General features: G+C 30.5%; 20 protein-coding genes. All 20 read left to right on the top strand.

Going from position 1 to position 18,873, the window contains the following annotated elements; translation table 11 throughout:
• The first annotated feature begins 147 nt into the window (after positions 1–147).
• The 20 genes from LG649_RS15605 to LG649_RS15510 all read left to right on the top strand — a co-directional run bounded on the left by LG649_RS15605 (position 148) and on the right by LG649_RS15510 (position 18,619).
• Positions 148–840, top strand: coding sequence for a hypothetical protein (locus LG649_RS15605; RefSeq protein ID WP_226544754.1), 693 nt, complete (start codon positions 148–150; stop codon positions 838–840).
• Positions 841–1,169: 329 nt separating this feature from the next.
• A complete protein-coding gene (locus LG649_RS15600) occupies positions 1,170–1,847 on the top strand; it encodes a hypothetical protein (RefSeq protein ID WP_226544753.1) in 678 nt (225 codons plus the stop codon).
• Positions 1,848–2,539: 692 nt separating this feature from the next.
• A complete protein-coding gene (locus LG649_RS15595) occupies positions 2,540–3,235 on the top strand; it encodes a hypothetical protein (RefSeq protein ID WP_226544752.1) in 696 nt (231 codons plus the stop codon).
• Positions 3,236–3,388: 153 nt separating this feature from the next.
• Positions 3,389–4,150: a hypothetical protein gene (locus LG649_RS15590; protein WP_226544751.1), complete on the top strand. Its 762-nt coding sequence runs from the start codon at positions 3,389–3,391 to the stop codon at positions 4,148–4,150.
• A 329-nt stretch (positions 4,151–4,479) separates the two neighbouring features.
• Positions 4,480–4,695 (top strand): hypothetical protein, encoded by a 216-nt coding sequence (locus tag LG649_RS15585; RefSeq protein WP_226544750.1) that lies wholly within the window; start codon positions 4,480–4,482, stop codon positions 4,693–4,695.
• Between the two features lie 1,071 nt (positions 4,696–5,766).
• A complete protein-coding gene (locus LG649_RS15580; RefSeq protein WP_226544749.1) occupies positions 5,767–6,201 on the top strand; it encodes an ExbD/TolR family protein in 435 nt (144 codons plus the stop codon).
• Positions 6,202–6,692: 491 nt separating this feature from the next.
• On the top strand, positions 6,693–6,866 hold the full coding sequence (locus tag LG649_RS15575) for a hypothetical protein (RefSeq protein WP_226544748.1): 174 nt from the start codon (positions 6,693–6,695) through the stop codon (positions 6,864–6,866).
• 282 nt (positions 6,867–7,148) lie between these two features.
• Positions 7,149–8,009, top strand: a complete 861-nt coding sequence (locus LG649_RS15570; protein WP_226544747.1) for a hypothetical protein — start codon at positions 7,149–7,151, stop codon at positions 8,007–8,009.
• A gap of 241 nt (positions 8,010–8,250) precedes the next feature.
• The gene (locus LG649_RS15565; RefSeq protein ID WP_226544746.1) at positions 8,251–8,541 is read left to right on the top strand and encodes an FEKKY domain-containing protein; all 291 of its coding nucleotides are present in this window, start codon (positions 8,251–8,253) and stop codon (positions 8,539–8,541) included.
• A 13-nt stretch (positions 8,542–8,554) separates the two neighbouring features.
• Complete coding sequence (locus LG649_RS15560; RefSeq protein WP_226544745.1) at positions 8,555–9,076, top strand: hypothetical protein; 522 nt, start codon at positions 8,555–8,557, stop codon at positions 9,074–9,076.
• A gap of 162 nt (positions 9,077–9,238) precedes the next feature.
• A complete protein-coding gene (locus LG649_RS15555) occupies positions 9,239–9,910 on the top strand; it encodes a hypothetical protein (RefSeq protein ID WP_226544744.1) in 672 nt (223 codons plus the stop codon).
• 159 nt (positions 9,911–10,069) lie between these two features.
• Positions 10,070–10,672 carry a hypothetical protein gene (locus LG649_RS15550; protein ID WP_226544743.1) on the top strand — a complete coding sequence of 201 codons (603 nt, stop codon included), beginning with the start codon at positions 10,070–10,072 and terminating at the stop codon, positions 10,670–10,672.
• A 614-nt stretch (positions 10,673–11,286) separates the two neighbouring features.
• Positions 11,287–11,922 carry a hypothetical protein gene (locus LG649_RS15545; RefSeq protein WP_226544742.1) on the top strand — a complete coding sequence of 212 codons (636 nt, stop codon included), beginning with the start codon at positions 11,287–11,289 and terminating at the stop codon, positions 11,920–11,922.
• A gap of 736 nt (positions 11,923–12,658) precedes the next feature.
• Entirely contained in the window at positions 12,659–13,126 is a 468-nt protein-coding gene (locus tag LG649_RS15540; RefSeq protein WP_226544741.1) for a hypothetical protein, read from the top strand.
• Positions 13,123–13,317: a helix-turn-helix transcriptional regulator gene (locus tag LG649_RS15535; protein WP_044632733.1), complete on the top strand. Its 195-nt coding sequence runs from the start codon at positions 13,123–13,125 to the stop codon at positions 13,315–13,317. The genes LG649_RS15540 and LG649_RS15535 overlap by 4 nt, the downstream gene beginning before the upstream one ends.
• 635 nt (positions 13,318–13,952) lie before the next feature.
• Complete coding sequence (locus LG649_RS15530; RefSeq protein ID WP_226544740.1) at positions 13,953–14,603, top strand: ankyrin repeat domain-containing protein; 651 nt, start codon at positions 13,953–13,955, stop codon at positions 14,601–14,603.
• Positions 14,604–14,856: 253 nt separating this feature from the next.
• Positions 14,857–15,744 carry a hypothetical protein gene (locus LG649_RS15525; RefSeq protein WP_226544739.1) on the top strand — a complete coding sequence of 296 codons (888 nt, stop codon included), beginning with the start codon at positions 14,857–14,859 and terminating at the stop codon, positions 15,742–15,744.
• A gap of 584 nt (positions 15,745–16,328) precedes the next feature.
• Positions 16,329–16,961 (top strand): hypothetical protein, encoded by a 633-nt coding sequence (locus LG649_RS15520; RefSeq protein ID WP_226544738.1) that lies wholly within the window; start codon positions 16,329–16,331, stop codon positions 16,959–16,961.
• Between the two features lie 162 nt (positions 16,962–17,123).
• Positions 17,124–17,984: a toll/interleukin-1 receptor domain-containing protein gene (locus LG649_RS15515; RefSeq protein ID WP_226544737.1), complete on the top strand. Its 861-nt coding sequence runs from the start codon at positions 17,124–17,126 to the stop codon at positions 17,982–17,984.
• A 158-nt stretch (positions 17,985–18,142) separates the two neighbouring features.
• Positions 18,143–18,619, top strand: coding sequence for a hypothetical protein (locus LG649_RS15510; protein WP_226544736.1), 477 nt, complete (start codon positions 18,143–18,145; stop codon positions 18,617–18,619).
• Positions 18,620–18,873 lie beyond the last annotated feature (254 nt).

The following is an 18,873-nucleotide window of genomic DNA, read 5'->3' as shown; positions in this document are numbered from 1 at the left end:
AACACTGTGTATAATTAATTGCTAGGTTCTTCCCTACTTGCGAAAATTCCTGCGGAATTTTCTCGGGTTCGTAAAAGTTTGCTAATTTAGTTGCTTAACCACGCAACTAACCATACACAAACACGTTGGCAAACATATGACTGAACTATGAAATTCATCAATCTAATCATAATTTTACTTCTGACTTTTAGTTGTTCAAACGAAAAAGAAATAGCGGAATTTGAAAAGATTTTGGGAAAAGAAAATAGTGAAACTCTGACTTATCTTGTAAACGACTTTGAGTCTGACTTTCTCAAAAGACAATATCCGAATTTAGATACCAAAAAAGCCTACAAACAATTCCTAACCGAACTATCAAAAGGACAAACCGAATACTGGAAAAAAATCTCGGAAAGTAGTCGAGAATATCTTGAAAAAAGCAATTTAAGATTAGAAATTTACAGCGTTCCAGATTCAATTTGGATTGAACGTGACCCTGAAAAACTGAATTTGAGTTTTAGCGATATTCCAATGTTAAAAATTAAACGTAAATATTTAATGCCAGATGGAACATTTGGTTACAGTACATCTGAATCATCATTTAATTACAGAGCACCAATCGATGAAGATTCAATTATTGAATCTCGAAAAAACTGGGTTGATATAAATTATGTTGGTAGTTATTCGAGAGCATTGAATTCAATATCAAACAAATCGAATTTTCTGATTGATTATCTCGATATACGAGAAGCAGCTGGAACGATTGACCCAAGACTTATTGCTGACCAAATGCTTGAAACAAATGTTGATTTGAATGACTATTTTATCAAAAGATTAATAATAACTGAAATAGTCTATTAAAATAAAATACGTTTGCCAACAACGTGTATAGCTCATTGCGGCTGAATTCCTAATCGGAATTCATTGCAATTTGCTATCTTTCGGTCACGGCGGAAAATCATAGCTGATTTTCCGCAACGAGCCATACACAAACACGTTGGGCACAATTTGACGCAACCAAATCGAAAAATTACATCTAATATAAAAACATCGTTATGAAAAAATTACTAATCTTTACTTTAATTGGATTTACAATTTTAGGCTGTAGCTCTGATAATGATGAAGTCCTAAATGATTCTGATTATGCCGAGTATATAGTTGACAACTCTATTGATACGGAAATTAATTTTATGCCGGAAGAAATATATACAAGTAACGAAACTCAAGAACCAGTTTTAAAACTAAAATTAATTACTTCTGAAATTTACCCTTGTATAAATTACGGACTGTCAACAACCGAATTTATAAATGGTAATGAATTAATCGTAAGATTTGAGCAGATAATTGAACCTGGATTATGTTTTACTGCATTGGGACCTGCAACATCCTATATCGAGTTACCTCAAAATATAAATAAAGTAACTTTTTTAAATGGAAGAGTAACTGATAAGTATTCTATTGAAATTAACGAACAAAAAGTATCTATAACACTAATCGAAAATAACTTTACGACTTCATTACACGACAAAACTTTTAGGATTCCAAAAAATTCATTTGCATATGTTTGCGGAACTAATACAAATAACACAAACATTTATACAGATTATTCGGCCATTATAGAACAAAATCCTGATTTCACAGAGTTTGAATTTGAAGGAGAAGGAAGAATACCTTATCCTGAAACAACTGATGGAAACTGGGTCAATCATCCCTCAAAATATTATAAATACACAGATTCGGTCGAATTTGATAATTTAGCTAACATATTGAACGATTATTCCTCAACAAACATTGAAGAAAATTCAGGAGTTACCATTTCAATATATAGTTGGAATAATATAAAATTTTACAGTTGGATTGAAAATTAAAAACTGTGCCCAACACCGTATATAATTTATTGCTGGCTTCTTGCCTACTTACGAAAGTCCTCTCGGACTTTCTTGGTCGGTAATTATTTACTAAATTAGATGCTTAAAACACGCAACAAACCATATACAAACACGTTACTTTTAATGTAAAAAAAGAAAAAGCTTCTCTCCTATTTTTCAAAACAATTCGTGAAATAAAGTTTGCGGAAATTTATCAAAACTAATAAAGAAACTGAATTTGACAAAACAATGTGTGAAATAAAGTTTGTAGGAATTCATAAAAGCTCATAAAGAAACTGAATTTGACAAAACAATGCGGGAAATAATATTTGCGGGAATTCATAAAAGCTCATAAAAATAGAAACTAATTTTAGCGGAAAAATTTATGGAAAAATAGAAACTGAATTTGAAAAATTACGGCTGAATAAAAAGAAAAAAAGATGCTAACGCAAACGGAAACAAACTCGTTGAATCAAATACAAAACACTAAAAGTAACAAAAGCTATAGTTAATGCGGATTTTTGTGTTTTATCAAATGAAAAGTGTATATTTACAATGTCGTCAAATCATTTTGATTTGACTTTTGAAAAAACAAGATAAAGGCAAACAAAATGCTTTGCCTCGCGCTTAATTGAAAATCTCTGATTTTCTATTTCCGCACTAAAAATAGCCACACGTTGTACAACATACGAATGAACAAACTGCCAACATTAAATATTCTGATTTTTTTACTCGTTTCTTGCGTTAGTAAAGAAAAAAAAGAAGCGGAATTTTATGTAGAAACTCAAACTTCATTTTTTGGATTAAATCACTCGGATTGGACAAAAAGTAAATGGATAAGGAAACCCGAAAATCTAAAAATGATTCACGAAACATTTAAAAAATTTGGTTATGAAAAACTTGAAAGCGGAATTTACAAAAGTGAGAATTTATTCATAGCCAATGGAATTTATATAAAACGGAATTTTGACAATGTTTTGGACAGTTTGGAACTGACTTACAACAAACCAGAAGTACAAACCAAATATTACACTGAATTCTGGAACCGTAGAAAAGCGGAGAAAAACGACTCAATTATTTATGAAATAATCCGAGAATTTAACTCTTTGAAAAAAGGACAAAGACGACTGAACTATGAAAATGAGTTTGTAAATGATACTTTGGTTGACTTATTGAAAATTGAATTTGACAATGACAATCTGAATTCGAAAAAAGCGAAATCGGATTTTTATACATTTAAGAAATACGGACTTCATCAATCAGCTTATAACCTACTCTATGAACGAGCAGAATATTCTGAATTGGAATTAGACCGAGAAAAATTAAAAAAGGAATTAACAAAAGCAACGGAATTTACTTATCCTTGGTTAATTGATACGGAAAAGTAAGTACGTTGTACAACAATGTATAACCGCAATTCCGAGTGGATTCGACTACGTCCGAATCCACTCGGAATTGCTAACGTCTGTTCTAAACCGAAAAATTTGCGTACTTTAACCCGTAACTGACGGTTATACGAGACCGTTGTACACCATAAGAATATGATTAAAGATATTATACTTTCATTCAAAGATAATTTAAAACAAAAATCAACGAATCCATTTTTTGGAACATTGATAATTGTCTGGATTATCCATAATTGGGAATTTATTTATAACGTTTTCAATTTTGAAAAAGGAAAAACTTTAGCACAAAAAATTGAGTATCTAAAGCTATTTTTAGAACCAATACCTTTCATTAAAAATCTTGGGGTTTGTGTTTTAATAACTTTTATTGTTTTGATTGTCACTTTTCTTTTGTTGAATTTAAGTAGACTAATCAAAAATATTTCAGAGAAAAAATTAACACCTTGGATTTACAAAATATCTGACAAAAATAGCATCGTCTTAAAAAGTGACTATGACTTAATGAAAAATGAAAGAGATTTATTGAGTCAAAAGTTAGAAGAAGAAAGAGATTCTAAACTCAAATTGAGGACTGAAATAAATAAACTTGAAGAGAGACTTGGTAAAAACATTGATGGAGAGGATTTAAAAATGGAATTCAATTATGAATCAGAAATTGACCATATCTTAAATGAAATAAAACAAAATGAAAAAAATCTAAAAGATTTTAACACACTAATTGACAAAATACATAACGATGAGCTAATAGAATATCCTGTTTTCAAAGATTTGCTGAACTTTCTTTTAAGATATGATGTTTTAAAACTAAAATCAAAAGCTACAAATAGAGATTATAGAAAATATGAGTTTACTTCATTTGGCAACCAAATTAAAAGTGAATTTCTGAAAAGAAAATAATTACGGTGTACAACAACGTGTATAATTAATTGCTTTGGTCGTTGTTTATTCGGAAAATTCCTTCGGAATTTTCTCGCGTTCGTTTTTGTTTACTAAATTAGTTGCTTAAACACGCAACTAACCATACACAAAACCGTTGGCTGTAATTTAAAAGAACTATGAGAAAGATATTGATAATAATTTTGACCTTTTCATTTGGAAATGTTTTTTCACAAGAATTGGACTGTAATCAATTCAAAAACGGAGTTTTTTACTACTCTGATATTAATGACCGATTTAGTGTTAGAACTGATTCTATTCAGGAAAGTTATAAAAAAAACAAACTGGAAATGATTTGGAAAGTAATTTGGATAAATAATTGTGAATATGATTTAGTTTGTGAAAAAATTCTAGTAGAAGATTATCCTGTTAAAATAGGTGATAGAATAAATGTAAAAATCACAGAAATTTTAGATAAATGTTATAAATCGGATTTAACTGCATTTAATGAGGACAACCCAAATGGATTTAAAGTACCAAGCGGACTTTTATGTAAAAAAGAATAAAACTACCGCCAACACAGTATAAAAAAAATTGCTAGTTTTAGCTAAACCAAAGTTAGTTGCTTGTTTGCTAACTTCTGATTTTCCTTCGGAAAATCCTCGCACACAAACACGCAACTTTCCTTATACATAAACGTTACAAAAAATAGCTCTGAACTCACTCAGACGCGGAGAAATCAGATGACAATCTTAATCTGAATTTGACAAAAGCAACGCGCGGAATTGAACACTCAAACTCTAAATTTTAAAACTCTGAATCTGACAATCATTACGCGGAATCTCACTCTTGCGGAATTGAGCAAGGTTGCGGAATTTTACAACGGCTGAAAAAAGCGTGCTTTACTATTCGGGATTTTTTTTTGAATTTTAAGTTAGAATATTCTAAAAAACTTAAAATCCGATTTTTTCAAATTTTACGCGGACAAAATGCAGAGCAAAACCAATCTGACGTGTCGCTACATTTTGTAACACCGTATAAGTTTAATTGCTTCTGATTTTCCTGCGGAAAATCCTCGCATTTTTATTATCTTAGTTCCTTAATCTGAAAATCCTCGCGGATTTCCAGCGCAACTAAGCTTATACAAATACGTTACAAAAAATAGCTCCGAACTCACTCAGACGCGGAGAAATCCGATGGAAATATAAATCTGAATTTGATCAAAGCAGCGCGCGGAATTGAACACTCAAACTCTGAATTTTAAAACTCTGAATCTGACAATCGTTACGCGGAATCTCACTCTTGCGGAATTGAGCAAGGTTGCGGAATTTTACAACGGCTGAAAAAAGCGTGGTTTACTGTTCGCGATTTTTTTTTTTGAGAATTTTAAGTTAAAATATTCTAAAAAACTCAAAACCTGAATTTTTGAAATTTTACGCGGACAAAATACAACCTTAAACCAATCTGACGTGTCGCTACATTTTGTAACACCGTATAAGTTTAATTGCTGCTGATTTTCCTGCGGAAAATCCTCGCATTTTTACTATCTTAGTTTCTTAATCTGAAAATCCTCGCGGATTTCCAGCGCAACTAAGCTTATACAAACACGTTAGGCAACATTAGAAAAAAACCGTAGAATGAAATTAAAAATATCTATTAGCTGTTTATTTATACTAGCGTTCTTTAGCTGTATAAATGATAAAGGACTTGTTAAAGAACTTCCTGAAGTTTCAGAAACCAAAACTGAATACGACTTAAGCAAAGCTATAAATATATACATAGATGGAAGCAATCAATTACTTGTTGATAATGAAAAGCTTGATATTGATGAACTGAAAACAAAAGTTCGCGAATATGAAAATAAAAACAAATCTGAATCAATCATTTCTATAAAAAACGCACCAGAATCTAGCTACAGTACTTTTATTGATGTACAAAATGCCATAGTTGGTGAAATTCGAATTTTAAGAGAAACACTATCTAAAGAAAAATATAATATTGAATTAGATAGTTTGACCAAAGAACAATTATCTGAAATACGAAAAGTCTATCCTCTGAATTTAGCTGAATAAAAACGTTGCCTAACACCGTGTATAATTAATTGCTAGGTCACTGCCGACTTACGAACATTCCTACGGAATATTCTATCTGTGATTTATTTGCTAAATTAGTTGCTTAACCACGCAACTAACCATACACAAGTACGTTGGCATTCATTGAGCAGAACCGTTAAAAATGACAATTATGAGTAATTTAAAAGACATTAAATCGGAAATTGAAAAATATGCGAATGACTCAAATCTGACTGAATTACAAATCGTTGAGAAACTGGAAAAAACATTACTTTGACAAAAAAGTAAACAAGAATTTAAAACTGTATAAGAAAGGAAAGAAAAAAGTGAGCGAGATAACAAAAGAACTGAAAATCTCGCCACGAAAATTTTATGCTATTTTAGAAAAAAAGAAAATAGAACATAAGAAATATAAAAAAGAGTGACTTAAAACAAAATGTTTGACTTTTAGCTCGTTTGCGGAATCTTAAACTGAATTAAAAAAATATACTATGAATAGAATAAGAATAATTGGTTTAATAATGTTGATAATCGGAATTATTTTGCAGTTTTCATTTGAAAATGATGGAACTGATTTTCTTACCGGATTATTAGTCGGAGGAGGAATTGGACTGTTAATAACAGGACAAATTAAATCTAAAAAAAAATCTCATTCTGACGTTTAGAATATTTAAGTAACTGGAATTGAAAATTTACGAAATAAATAGCTGACCATATTTACTCAAACGCAGGAAAAATATAAAACTGAATTAAGTCGAGTAAACAGAAATCTGAATAAAAAACAACGAAATGCCAACACCGTATATAATTTATTGCTAGTTCTAGCCTACTTACGAAAATCCTCGCGGATTTTCTATTCGGTTTTTATTTGCTAAATTACGTGCTAAACCACGCAACAAACCATATACAAACACGTTGTGTTTAATTATGACCAACCAAATTAGAAAATGAAAAAATTAAACGTAGAAGCAAATAAATCATTTTATCACGGATTCATATTAAATGAACAAGAATTAAGAAGATTTAATGACTTAATTCAAGAGCAACTTAAAAAGGAATCTGAAGGAAAAATTGAAAATAATTTTTCAGTCAAATTTGAAAATGGAGTTGTTGCAGAAACTAATGATTTAGAAGAAATTCTGTCTCTTGAAAACAGTGGTTCTGCTTTGATTATAGAATTAAAAATCACTTCAGAAATTAAAGAATCTAGAAAGGTTGTATTAGAATTTACAAATGCAGACTCAAACAATATCTCAACAGAGATAAGTATTCGTTACAATATAAGTGGTCTGACAAGAGATTGGGTTTTTATAACAAGCTCATTACTAGACGAAAGAATAAAAAAAATTAGGAGATGGAATATTAATTACAACTCAAAAAACAAAAGATATAGGTTTTTTATTACTATGAGTGTTCCTCTTGCAATGACTATTGCATTAATGTTTACATTATTTACCGGAAATTCAAATAGAGAAAACACTATCAAAGAAATTCGCGATGATTATGAATCTGGGAAATTGACTGAACCCATAGAAGCTCTTTTGAGAATTCAGGAAAGTGGTCAGAGCATAGAGACCGTAGAGCCAATGAAATATGCCTTTATTGCATTAGGAGGAATCTTTACAGTATTACTTATTATTTACTTCTATTTTTTAAAACTTTATCCAGTCTATAATTTTTGTTGGGGGGATTACTTAGAATCATTTAAAAAGAAGGAATCATTAAGAAAAACAATAAATACAGTAGTAATAATCGGATTAGTGATTTCAGTTATTGGAGGGCTAATAGCAAATCAAATAGGAAAATAACTAAACACAACAATGTATAACCGCAATTACGGCGGATTCGACTACGTCCGAATCCACTCGGAATTGCTAACGTCAGTGCTAAACCGAAAATTATTAACTTTAATCCCGTAACTGACGGTTATACGAGACCGTTGTAAGCAATTTGAGAATGCCCCGAAAGACAATAATATTTAGTGGAATAATGTTGATTCTAATTGGAATCGGATTATGGAATTTCGGATTTTTTAACCGATTTAATTATTTGACCGCAAAATCTGATATTGATAATAATTCACTGCATAAAATATTAATTGGTGAATTATTGATTTCACCAGCAGAAATGAATATAGTAAGTCAAAAATATGGATTTACAAACATCGGATTTGGATGTATGGTAAGTGGAACGGAATTAAATGGCATTGAAATTTACAACTCTGAAATTGATAAACATTTGACCAAAAAAAACGGAATTGATTGGAAATCTAAATATCTAAAAGAAATTGACTCGTTGACTGAATTAAGGCGAATCGAGTGGAAAGAAAATTTTAAATAAAAACTTCCTCAAATTGAAATTTGACATACCATTTAAATCGGAAATTTATCTAAATCAAACACAGTTGATAATTCCATTGATTTACAAACCTTATCTTAAAGATGCAAGGGAATCTTTAATTGTTGGTTTAATATCAACATTAATCGGAATTTCAATTATTATCGGAAAATCATATCTCGGAATTGTTTTCGTCGTTTTGGGTGCAGTATACATCATAAAAGCATACCCGAAATTTCAATTATATAGCAAACTCAAAAGTACATATTTTGAGAAAGTAAAAGAAAAAGTTGCGGAAGTGGAATCTGACTTTGGCAACGGAATTTTTGAATTTAAGCAACACTCTGTTAAATACATTGACAAAAACATAACAAGAGACGTAAAATGGAATGAATTCAAAGGATTTAAAGTAGTACAATCGAATTTACTTCTGATTTTAGAACCAGATAAAGGAGATATAATGATAATCGGAGAAAATGAAATCGGAAGTGAGAACTTTAAAAAGACTGTCGAATTCGTAAAAACTAAACTGAAATAAAAACTGCTTACAACACCGTATATAATTTATTGCTAGTTCTAGCCTACTTACGAAAATCCTCTCGGATTTTCTATTCGGTTTTTATTTGCTAACTTTAGTGCTTAAACCACGCAACAAACCATATACAAACACGTTGTGCAACATTAACCACTCAAACTCTGAATGACGATTAAGAAAATTTCAACTGTACTAAATTGGATTGGAGGTTTATCTGCAATTTGGCTTTTTGCTTATCCGAAATTTTATGAACTTTCTGTTTTGGTTAACATTATAATTCCGATTATCGGAATTTTATTTGCACTAAAACATCAAGGGAAAGTTAGAATTGACTATAGAAAATGGAATAATTCACCTATTCCAAAAATAGATTCAGCGATTCTATTCCCTTCATTCGCATTAATTTTAAGAGCATTAATTGATTTAAAAATAATTGGATTTAAAAATATATTCATTTATGCTTTAATAATTAGTGTCCCCTTAATAATTGTCTTGTTTTATGGAACAAAAGAATATCTAATTGGAAAAAAAATATTTGCAGTAATAGTTTGGGCAATTTTATTCATATTTACTTTTGGTTGCGGAACAGCAATTTTGACAAATGCACTTCTAGACAAATCAAAACCTGAATTTTATAAAGCAAAAATCATAAATAAAGAGATTGAAAAAGGAAAAACAACTGCTTATAGAATTGACTTTGAACCTTGGGGACCGATTTTAGAAAATGACTTAATGAGAGTTTCAAAAAAAGAATTTGACAGACTAAATGTGAACGACTCAATTGAATTGAAATTAAGAAAAGGATTTTTTAAAACACAATGGATTATAAAAAAATAACGTTGCACAACAATGTATAATTCCAACTAAGGTTGGGTTGTGTCCTGCGGACACAGACGCAAAAGCGTCAAAGTTAGCTCTTTTTACTATCTTTACTCCTAACCTTCCCTTAGCTGGGAAATTATACAAAACCGTTGCCATTAATACCGAATAAACGAAATGCAGAAATTTTGGAAGATAAGAGATTCTAAATATAATAAGCTGATTTACATAAAAGACAATACAATTTATAAAGGAAACCCAAAACAGGAAGAACTGAATAAATTGACATCTGAAACTTTAAATCTCTCTTTCTTAGAAAGTCTTTTTAGTATTCCATATTCCTACATTAAAAGAATCGAAAACCAAAGCGGAAAAAATGAAATAAAAATATTTTATGGAAGTGGTTCAGAAGATGAACTAATAGTTAAAGATACAACTATTAAACAGGAAATTTTTGATTTTTTAAAATCTGAGTTAACGAATTTTAATTACAGTTCTAAAATCCCAAGTATTCTGAGCTATGGTAAAGCTCAATTTTTCGCGTTATTATTTATGACAGGAATATTTTTATGGTCATTATATCTAGCGATACAAATTGAAAGTGGAGTTGAATATAAGATTATTGGTAGTGGTCGAAGTATTACTGGGATTGTTCTATTTCTAGCTAACTTTGGGATTATTAAAAACATCATTGGGTATTTAATAATTCTATCAATCATAATTATTGCTCTAACAAAAAAGTTAAAGTCAAGAAGTGAAATGGAAATATTGGAAAGGTAAAGCACTAATGGCAACAATGTATAACCGCAATTACGGCGGATTCGACTACGTCCGAATCCACTCGAAATTGCTAACGTCTGTGCTTAACCGAAAAATTTGCGTACTTTAACCCGTAACTGACGGTTATACGAAGCCGTTACAAAAAATAACTCCGAACTCACTCAGACGCGGAGAAATCCGATGGAAATATAAATCTGAATTTGAACAAAGCAGCGCGCGGAATTGAACACTCAAACTCTGAATTTTAAAACTCTGAATCTGACAATCGTTAGGCGGAATCTCACTCTTGCGGAATTGAGCAAGGTTGCGGAATTTTACAACGGCTGAAAAAAGCGTGGTTTAATGTTCGTGATTTTTTTTTTGAATTTTAAGTTAGAATATTCTAAAAAACTCAAAACCTGAATTTTTGAAATTTTGCGTGGACAAAATGCAATGCTAAACCAATCTGACGTGTCGCTACATTTTGTAACACCGTATAAGTTTAATTGCTTCTGATTTTCCTGCGGAAAATCCTCGCATTTTTATTATCTTAGTTCCTTAATCTGAAAATCCTCGCGGATTTCCAGCGCAACTAAGCTTATACAAATACGTTGTGCGTCATTTAAGAAAAACCCGTGAAATACATTAAACTGATTTTAATTTTACTTTTTTTTAGTTCGTGTTCAACGAATAAATCCGTAATTGGTTTATATGGAAAATGCGGAAAAAGTTACCTTGCTTGCACTCAAATTGAACTGAAATCGGACAAAACATTTGAGTATTTTATTTTTATGGATGTTGGTGGTGGAACTGTAGTCAAAGGAAATTGGGAACAAATATCTACTGACAGTATAAAACTGAACACATATGAACAACCAAAAAATCCAAGTACGACTTATAGCGGAAAAATAAATCCTGACCGAATTGAGAATATCAAAATTACAATCCGAGATTTGGAATTACCTCTTGCAGCTGCGTTCATTGTAGTGAATGACCAAAACGATGGAAAAGCAGCAGACGTGAATGGAATTGTGGAATTAGAAAGTCAAGAAATTAAGACTATTACCTACCATTATTTAGGACAAAAAGAAACAATAGAAATCGATAATCCGAATTATAACGAAATAGAAATTATTGTTAGAGATTTGGACTTAAACGCTGTTCCGAGATTTTTGACTGATAAAATAATGGTTTTGAATAACGGAAAATTGTTTTTTAACGATGGATATTCATTAAAGAAAACCCACTTGAAAAACAGACAATGGAAATAAAAAACGAACGCACAACAACGTGTATAATTAATTGCTTTTTATGTGCTTACTTGCGAAAATTCCTGCGGAATTTTCTCGGGTTCGTAAAAGTTTGCTAACTTAGTTGCTCAACCGCGCAACTAACCATACACAAACACGTTACAAAAAATAGCTCCGAACCCACTCAGACGCGGAGAAATCCGATGGAAAACTAAATCTGAATTTGACCAAAGCAACGCGCGGAATTGAACACTCAAACTCTGAATTTTAAAACTCTGAATCTGACAATCGTTACACGGAATCTCACTCTTGCGGAATTGAACAAGGTTGCGGAATTTTAAAACGTCTGAAAAAAAGCGTGGTTTACTATTCGCGTTTTTATTTGAGAATTTTAATTTAGAATATTCTAAAAAACTCAAAACCTGAATTTTGAAATTTTGCGCGGACAAAATGCAATGCTAAACCAATCTGACGTGTCGCTACATTTTGTAACACCGTATAAGTTTAATTGCTTCTGATTTTCCTGCGGAAAATCCTCGCATTTTTATTATCTTAGTTTCTTAATCTGAAAATCCTCGCGGATTTCCAGCGCAACTAAGCTTATACAAATACGTTGGCAAACATTTCCAACGACTCGTTATATTGGACATTCTCACTTCAAACTAAAATCATCTGAAATAAAGTGAAATCAAAAAATATTCTATTTTATTTCTCTAAATGTAAATTATTATATACTTTTATATAAAAATAATAGAATATGAAAACACAAATATTACCTAATTGGTGCAAAAAACTAGGTTTAGCCCTTTTCATTATAGCCTCTTTAATTAATGGAAGTTTAAACTTTATTAATAATTCAATTTATAAATATAGTACTAAACTACCTGGAATTGACGCATCAAAATTAGGAACAGAATCCGATTTGGGTTATGAAATATTAGGACTATTAAACGCCGTTACTGGAGGCGCAGTAATTTATGGAATTGATTTTGTTGCAATAATCGCAATACTTATTTATATGATTTCGAAAGAAAAAGTAGAAGACGATTATATAGACAAATTAAGGTTAGAATCATTTCAACTTACTTTTATAATTGGCTTATTAGTTACAATTTTTTTGTACGTGTTAGCTAAAGATTTAAAACTAACTTTAGATTATTTTATATTTCCGTTACTTTGGTCGTACATAATAATATTTTTTATCAAAAGAAAAATGTACTTATGAAAAACCTTGTAAAAGTAGAAAGAGCTAGACACAACTTAACACAAGCAGCTTTAGCAAAAGAATTAAACGTTTCACGACAAACTATTCACGCCATAGAAAAAAACAAGTTTAATCCTTCGGTTACATTAGCAATAAAAATGGCTCGTTTTTTTAAAGTCACCGTTGAATATTTATTTGATATTGAAGAATAATATAAGTTCAATAAAAAACGATTTGCCAACACCGTGTATAATTAATTGCTATGGCAAATGCTTATTTGGAAAATTCCTTCGGAATTTTCACGGGTTCGTAAATGTTTGTTAACTTAGTTGCTTAACCACGCAACTAACCATACACAAACACGTTACAAAAAATAGCTCAGAACTCACTCAGACGCGGAGAAATCCGATGGAAATATAAATCTGAATTTGACAAAAGCAACACGCGGAATTGAACACTCAAACTCTGAATTTTAAAACTCTGAATCTAACAATCGTTACGCGGAATCTCACTCTTGCGGAATTGAGCAAGGTTGCGGAATTTTACAACGGCTGAAAAAAGCGTGGTTTACTATTCGCGATTTTTTTTTGAATTTTAAGTTAGAATATTCTAAAAAACTCAAAATCCGATTTTTCAAATTTTACGCGGACAAAATGCAGAGCGCAACCAATCTGATGTGTCGCTACATTTTGTAACAACGTATAAGTTTAATTGCTTCTGATTTTCCTGCGGAAAATCCTCGCATTTTTACTATCTTAGTTTCTTAATCTGAAAATCCTCGCGGATTTCCAGCGCAACTAAGCTTATACAAATACGTTGTACTGCATTATGACCAACCAAGAAACTAATGAATTTATTTAAAGGTTTATTCTCATCACAAAACTCTGAATCTGAAATTAATCGGACTAAACAACTTTATGAAATTGATGACAAAATTAGAATTCAATTTTTCCAAAGTTTGTACCAAGCTTCTTATGATAAAGTAATTGAGCTAATTGAAAATCAAAAAATAGATGTGAATGGATATACTGATTACGAACATTCAAGGAGTATTTTAATTAGCGTAATTAGCGACTGTAACTCTGAATTCAAAGGTTCTGAAAATCACGTAAAACTTGTTAAATATATTATTGAAAAAGGTGTAGATATCAATGTAAAAACAAAAGATGGATATAATGCATTGGAAATAGCTTTGTCATTTCATAGTATGTCAAACATTGCTTTGATTTTAATAAAAACTGGAAGAGCAGAGATTAACTCAACCGAAAAACACGGAAATAATCCAATATTTACTGCAATTAGAGAATATGGTCTGACTTGGAGAGAGGAACAAAAAGAAATTAATCAATTGAGGTTTGAGATAATAGAAGAACTTCTGAATCGTGGAGCGGATTTGGATAAAATAAATAATCACGGAATATCAGCGAGAAAGTGGCTTGAAAGACTTTCAGAAAATGATAAATTACATAGTTTAATTAAAGAATTTGATAAAAAATAACGCAGTACAACACCGTATAAAATTAATTGCTAGTGCAAGTCTACCTACGAAAATCCTCGCGGATTTTCTATTCGGTTTGTATTTGCTAAATTAGTTGCTAAACCACGCAACTAATCTTATACAAAACCGTTAGGCACAATATGGAAAAAGTCCGAGTCGTAAATCGATTAGCAGTCATTAACACTAATTAACTGAAATAAAGTTAAAAATTATTGAACTTGCCAACATAATTTTAATTTAAAAAGACACTTGAATGAAATATTTAATTTTACCAGTTTTTATTCTCTCTACTTTTATTTGTTGCAATGCTCAAACAAATGAATTTACTTTTAGCTATGAAAATTTTGAAAAAGAAATTATAGAGTATGAACCAAAACAGAATGAAGTTTCAGACAAAAAATTTGAACACGCAGTATTTGTATTAAATGAAGTAAAGAAAGATGTAAATAATGATGCTCTAGGATTCAATCGAGCTGATTATTATAATATACTATCATCCTTTCTCACATTAAATGAAAGCAAGAAAAATATATTAATCGCCTATAAAAAGTTTAAAAAATCTCAAGGGAGTTGCGAATATTTTATGTCGAGTTTATTTTTTAAATCAAGTAAATTTGATTTAATACGTGATGATATAGAAAAACAAATACTATTTTGTCAAAATTCTAATAATGAAGAGTCAACTGAAGTTGATTTAAAAACTTATTCTTCAGAAAATAATCTAGATTATAATCTTGTGGAATTGATTTCAAATATTAGCAAACTTGACCAAGAATATCGGAGTGCTGAAGAAAAGATATATTTAAAAAAACAACCTGCATTGGACAAACGAAATCAAAAACTCATAGATTCATTATTTAATAAATATCAAAAATATATTGGTAAAACGTTAGTTGGAGAAAAATTTGAGTCTGTAATGTGGAGTGTAATTCAACATTCAAACCTTGAAATGATGGAAAAATATCTACCAATAATTCAAAAAGCAGTTCAAGAGGATGACTTACACCAAACACCATTCAAAATGCTAATTGACAGAATTTATAGCCAAAAAGAAAATTATCAAATTTTTGGAAGTCAAGGAGGCGTTGAATTAGCAAGTGAAGAAATTAGAAAAAAAGTGATTGCGAAATATAAAATTTAATAAATACTGTGCCTAACAACGTATATAATCCATTGCTAGTGAAAGCTTACTTACGAAAATCCTCGCGGATTTTCTATTCAGTTTTTATTTGCTAAATTACGTACTAAACCACGCAATGTATCATATACAAAACCGTTACAAAAAACACCTCCGAACTCACTCAAACGCGGAGAAATCCGATGGAATTCTAAATCTGAATTTGATCAAAGCAGCGCGCGGAATTGAACACTCAAACTCTGAATCTGACAATCGTTACGCAGAATCTCAATCTTGCGGAATTGAGCAAGGTTGCGGAATTTTACAACAACTGAAAAAAGCGTGGTTTACTGTTCGCGATTTTTTTTTGAGAATTTTAAGTTAGAATATTCTAAAAAACTCAAAACCTGAATTTTTGAAATTTTACGCGGACAAAATACAACCTTAAACCAATCTGACGTGTCGCTACATTTTGTAACACCGTATAAGTTTAATTGCTTCTGATTTTCCTGCGGAAAATCCTCGCATTTTTACTATCTTAGTTTCTTAATCTGAAAATCCTAGCGGATTTCCAGCGCAACTAAGCTTATACAAATACGTTGGCTTTAATGCACAAACCTAATCTACAAATGAAAAAAGTATCTATTTTTATTTTAATTCCTTTACTACTTTCTTGCAGAGCTGAATATAAAATAGACTCTGAATCTTTTGACTGGCAACCTTATGAAATTGGTGACAAATTGGTTTTTAAATCTAACGCTAATGAAGTTGATACAATTTTTGTTAAAGAAATAAGCAGTTATACAAATCCGAACGACCATTTAGCTCTTTTCCCTGACTATCAAACCACCTATTTCATTACAGGTGAAATAAGCCTAATAAATCCTTTTACGAGTTCAATTGGAAATAAAGTAACTAAAGATTATGTTGATATTTTGAAATTAAGTTCTGGAGAAGAAACTGACTATCTCACTTTGAATTTCAAAAAAAGAAGAGACACTTTATCATATTCAGAAATTACATTTAAAATCTCTGAATTGGAATCGAAATTTGAAAACAAGTCAAAATACGAATCAATCGAAATAGATGCAGAATATAATAATGATATGCCATTTGCTTATGATTTAAAAACCGTTTTTTGGAGTAAAGAGTTTGGATACATAAAATATGAATTCAAAAATGGAAACTCGTGGAATTTAACTGAATTTATTAGAAATGGAGAAAATATATTAAACGAATAAAGCACTAAAAGCCAACACCGTGTATAATTCATTGCTAGTACTCGCCTACTTACGAAAATCCTCGCGGATTTTCTATTCGGTTTGTATTTGCTAAATTAGTTGCTGAAACACGCAACGAAATCATACACAAACACGTTAGGGCTAATTTCAAAAAAACAGCATATGAAGATATTTATTGACCACTTTCCATCGACAGATGAATTTGCATCTAATTTAGCTAAACGAATAAAAAAAATAGATGAAGAACTATCAATTACAACATTTTTAGATATTCGTGAAAGTGGTTTTATTGCAGAAGATGGAGAAGATGTAAGAATAATGAATGAATCTGATATTCTTATTCCCATTATCACATCAGAATTTCTATCTTTTTACCCTACAAAATCAGAAGATAAGTACACAGAAATATTAGAAACTGATAATAAAATTATATTTCCAATAATATATAATAAAACTAATTGGTCTTCTAAAAATTGGATTGTAAAAAGCAAAATATTCCCTTCAAACAACGAAGTTTTTGAAGAATTAAACTCGAACGAACAGGCTTCAGTATTAAACGAGTTAGTTCTAACAATAATAAACATCTTTTCGGAATTTAAAAAAAGAAAAAATAAGTCTACAAAACCTAAAAAACCGAAAACAGTTGATGGACAAGTATTTATTTCTCATTCTCATAATGATGCTGATTTTGCTGAGTTATTAAAACTTCATCTAAAAAAAAACGGAATTAAATGTTGGATGGATAATGAAAGACTAAAAATTGGACAAAACTGGAGAGAAGAAATAGATTCCGGAATTGAAAAATCAAAAGCAATAATAGTAATTATGTCACCAGACGCTAGAAAATCAGAATATGTGACTTATGAATGGGCTTTTGCTTGGGGAAAAGGAATTAAAATATTTCCAATTATGTTAAATCAAACATCACTTCATCCAAGACTTGAATCATTACAATATATGGATTTCACAAATCGAGTAACAAGACCTTATGATGAACTTGTAGAAAACATTAAGGAAATATAAAAACTAGCCCTAACACCGTATATAATTTATTGCTAGTTCTAGCCTACTTACGAAAATCCTCGCGGATTTTCTATTCGGTTTTTATTTGCTAAATTTAGTGCTTAAACAACGCAACAAACCATATACAAACACGTTGGGCTTAATTTACCGAAAACCGAATGGAACAAATAAGAGACTATAATTTAGATGATTTCAAAGTACTTTTGTTAGACAACTTTAAAAACATATATGACCTAGAATTATTAATTCTTAAAGGTCATATTATAACTGAATTTACCATTAACTGTTATCTTGAAAACTTATCTAACAATCCAGACGCAAACTTTTTCAAAGGAGGATATAATCATAGTCTAAAAATTGGAATGATAGAACATTTTGGAAATTTTGGAGAAAGAAGTGTTGGACTTATAAAATCTCTTAAATTATTAAATAAGATAAGAAACGGAATAGCTCATACTTTAACTGTGAACGAACAACTGATTCAAGAATACATAAATTCTGTGATAAATATTGCTAGTGAAAATTTTATAAACCCAGATTATGAATTAAGACTGAAGTTCTCAATGGCAACTGGTTATTTATGTGCTGAGATATTCGGAGAATATTATGAACAAAGAGAAAAAAATAAAAACTAAGCCCAACAATGTATAACCGCAATTACGGCGGATTCGACTACGTCCGAATCCACTCGGAATTGCTAACGTCTGTGCTAAACCGAAAAATTTGCGTACTTTAACCCGTAAACTGACGGTTATACGAGTCCGTTGTGTACAATTATGAAAAACATCCTGCTTATCATTATAATTTCAGTTTATACTTCGAGTTTTTCGCAAGTAAAAATTGACACATCTGAAATTAAATCAGTAAGATATGAATGGAAAATAGACAC

Origin of the sequence: Neotamlana laminarinivorans (assembly GCF_020523925.1) — a bacterium.
Taxonomy (GTDB): Bacteria; Bacteroidota; Bacteroidia; order Flavobacteriales; family Flavobacteriaceae; genus Neotamlana; species Neotamlana laminarinivorans.
Note: the sequence above shows the minus strand (reverse complement) of the source record. Positions and strands in the feature narration are given on the sequence as shown.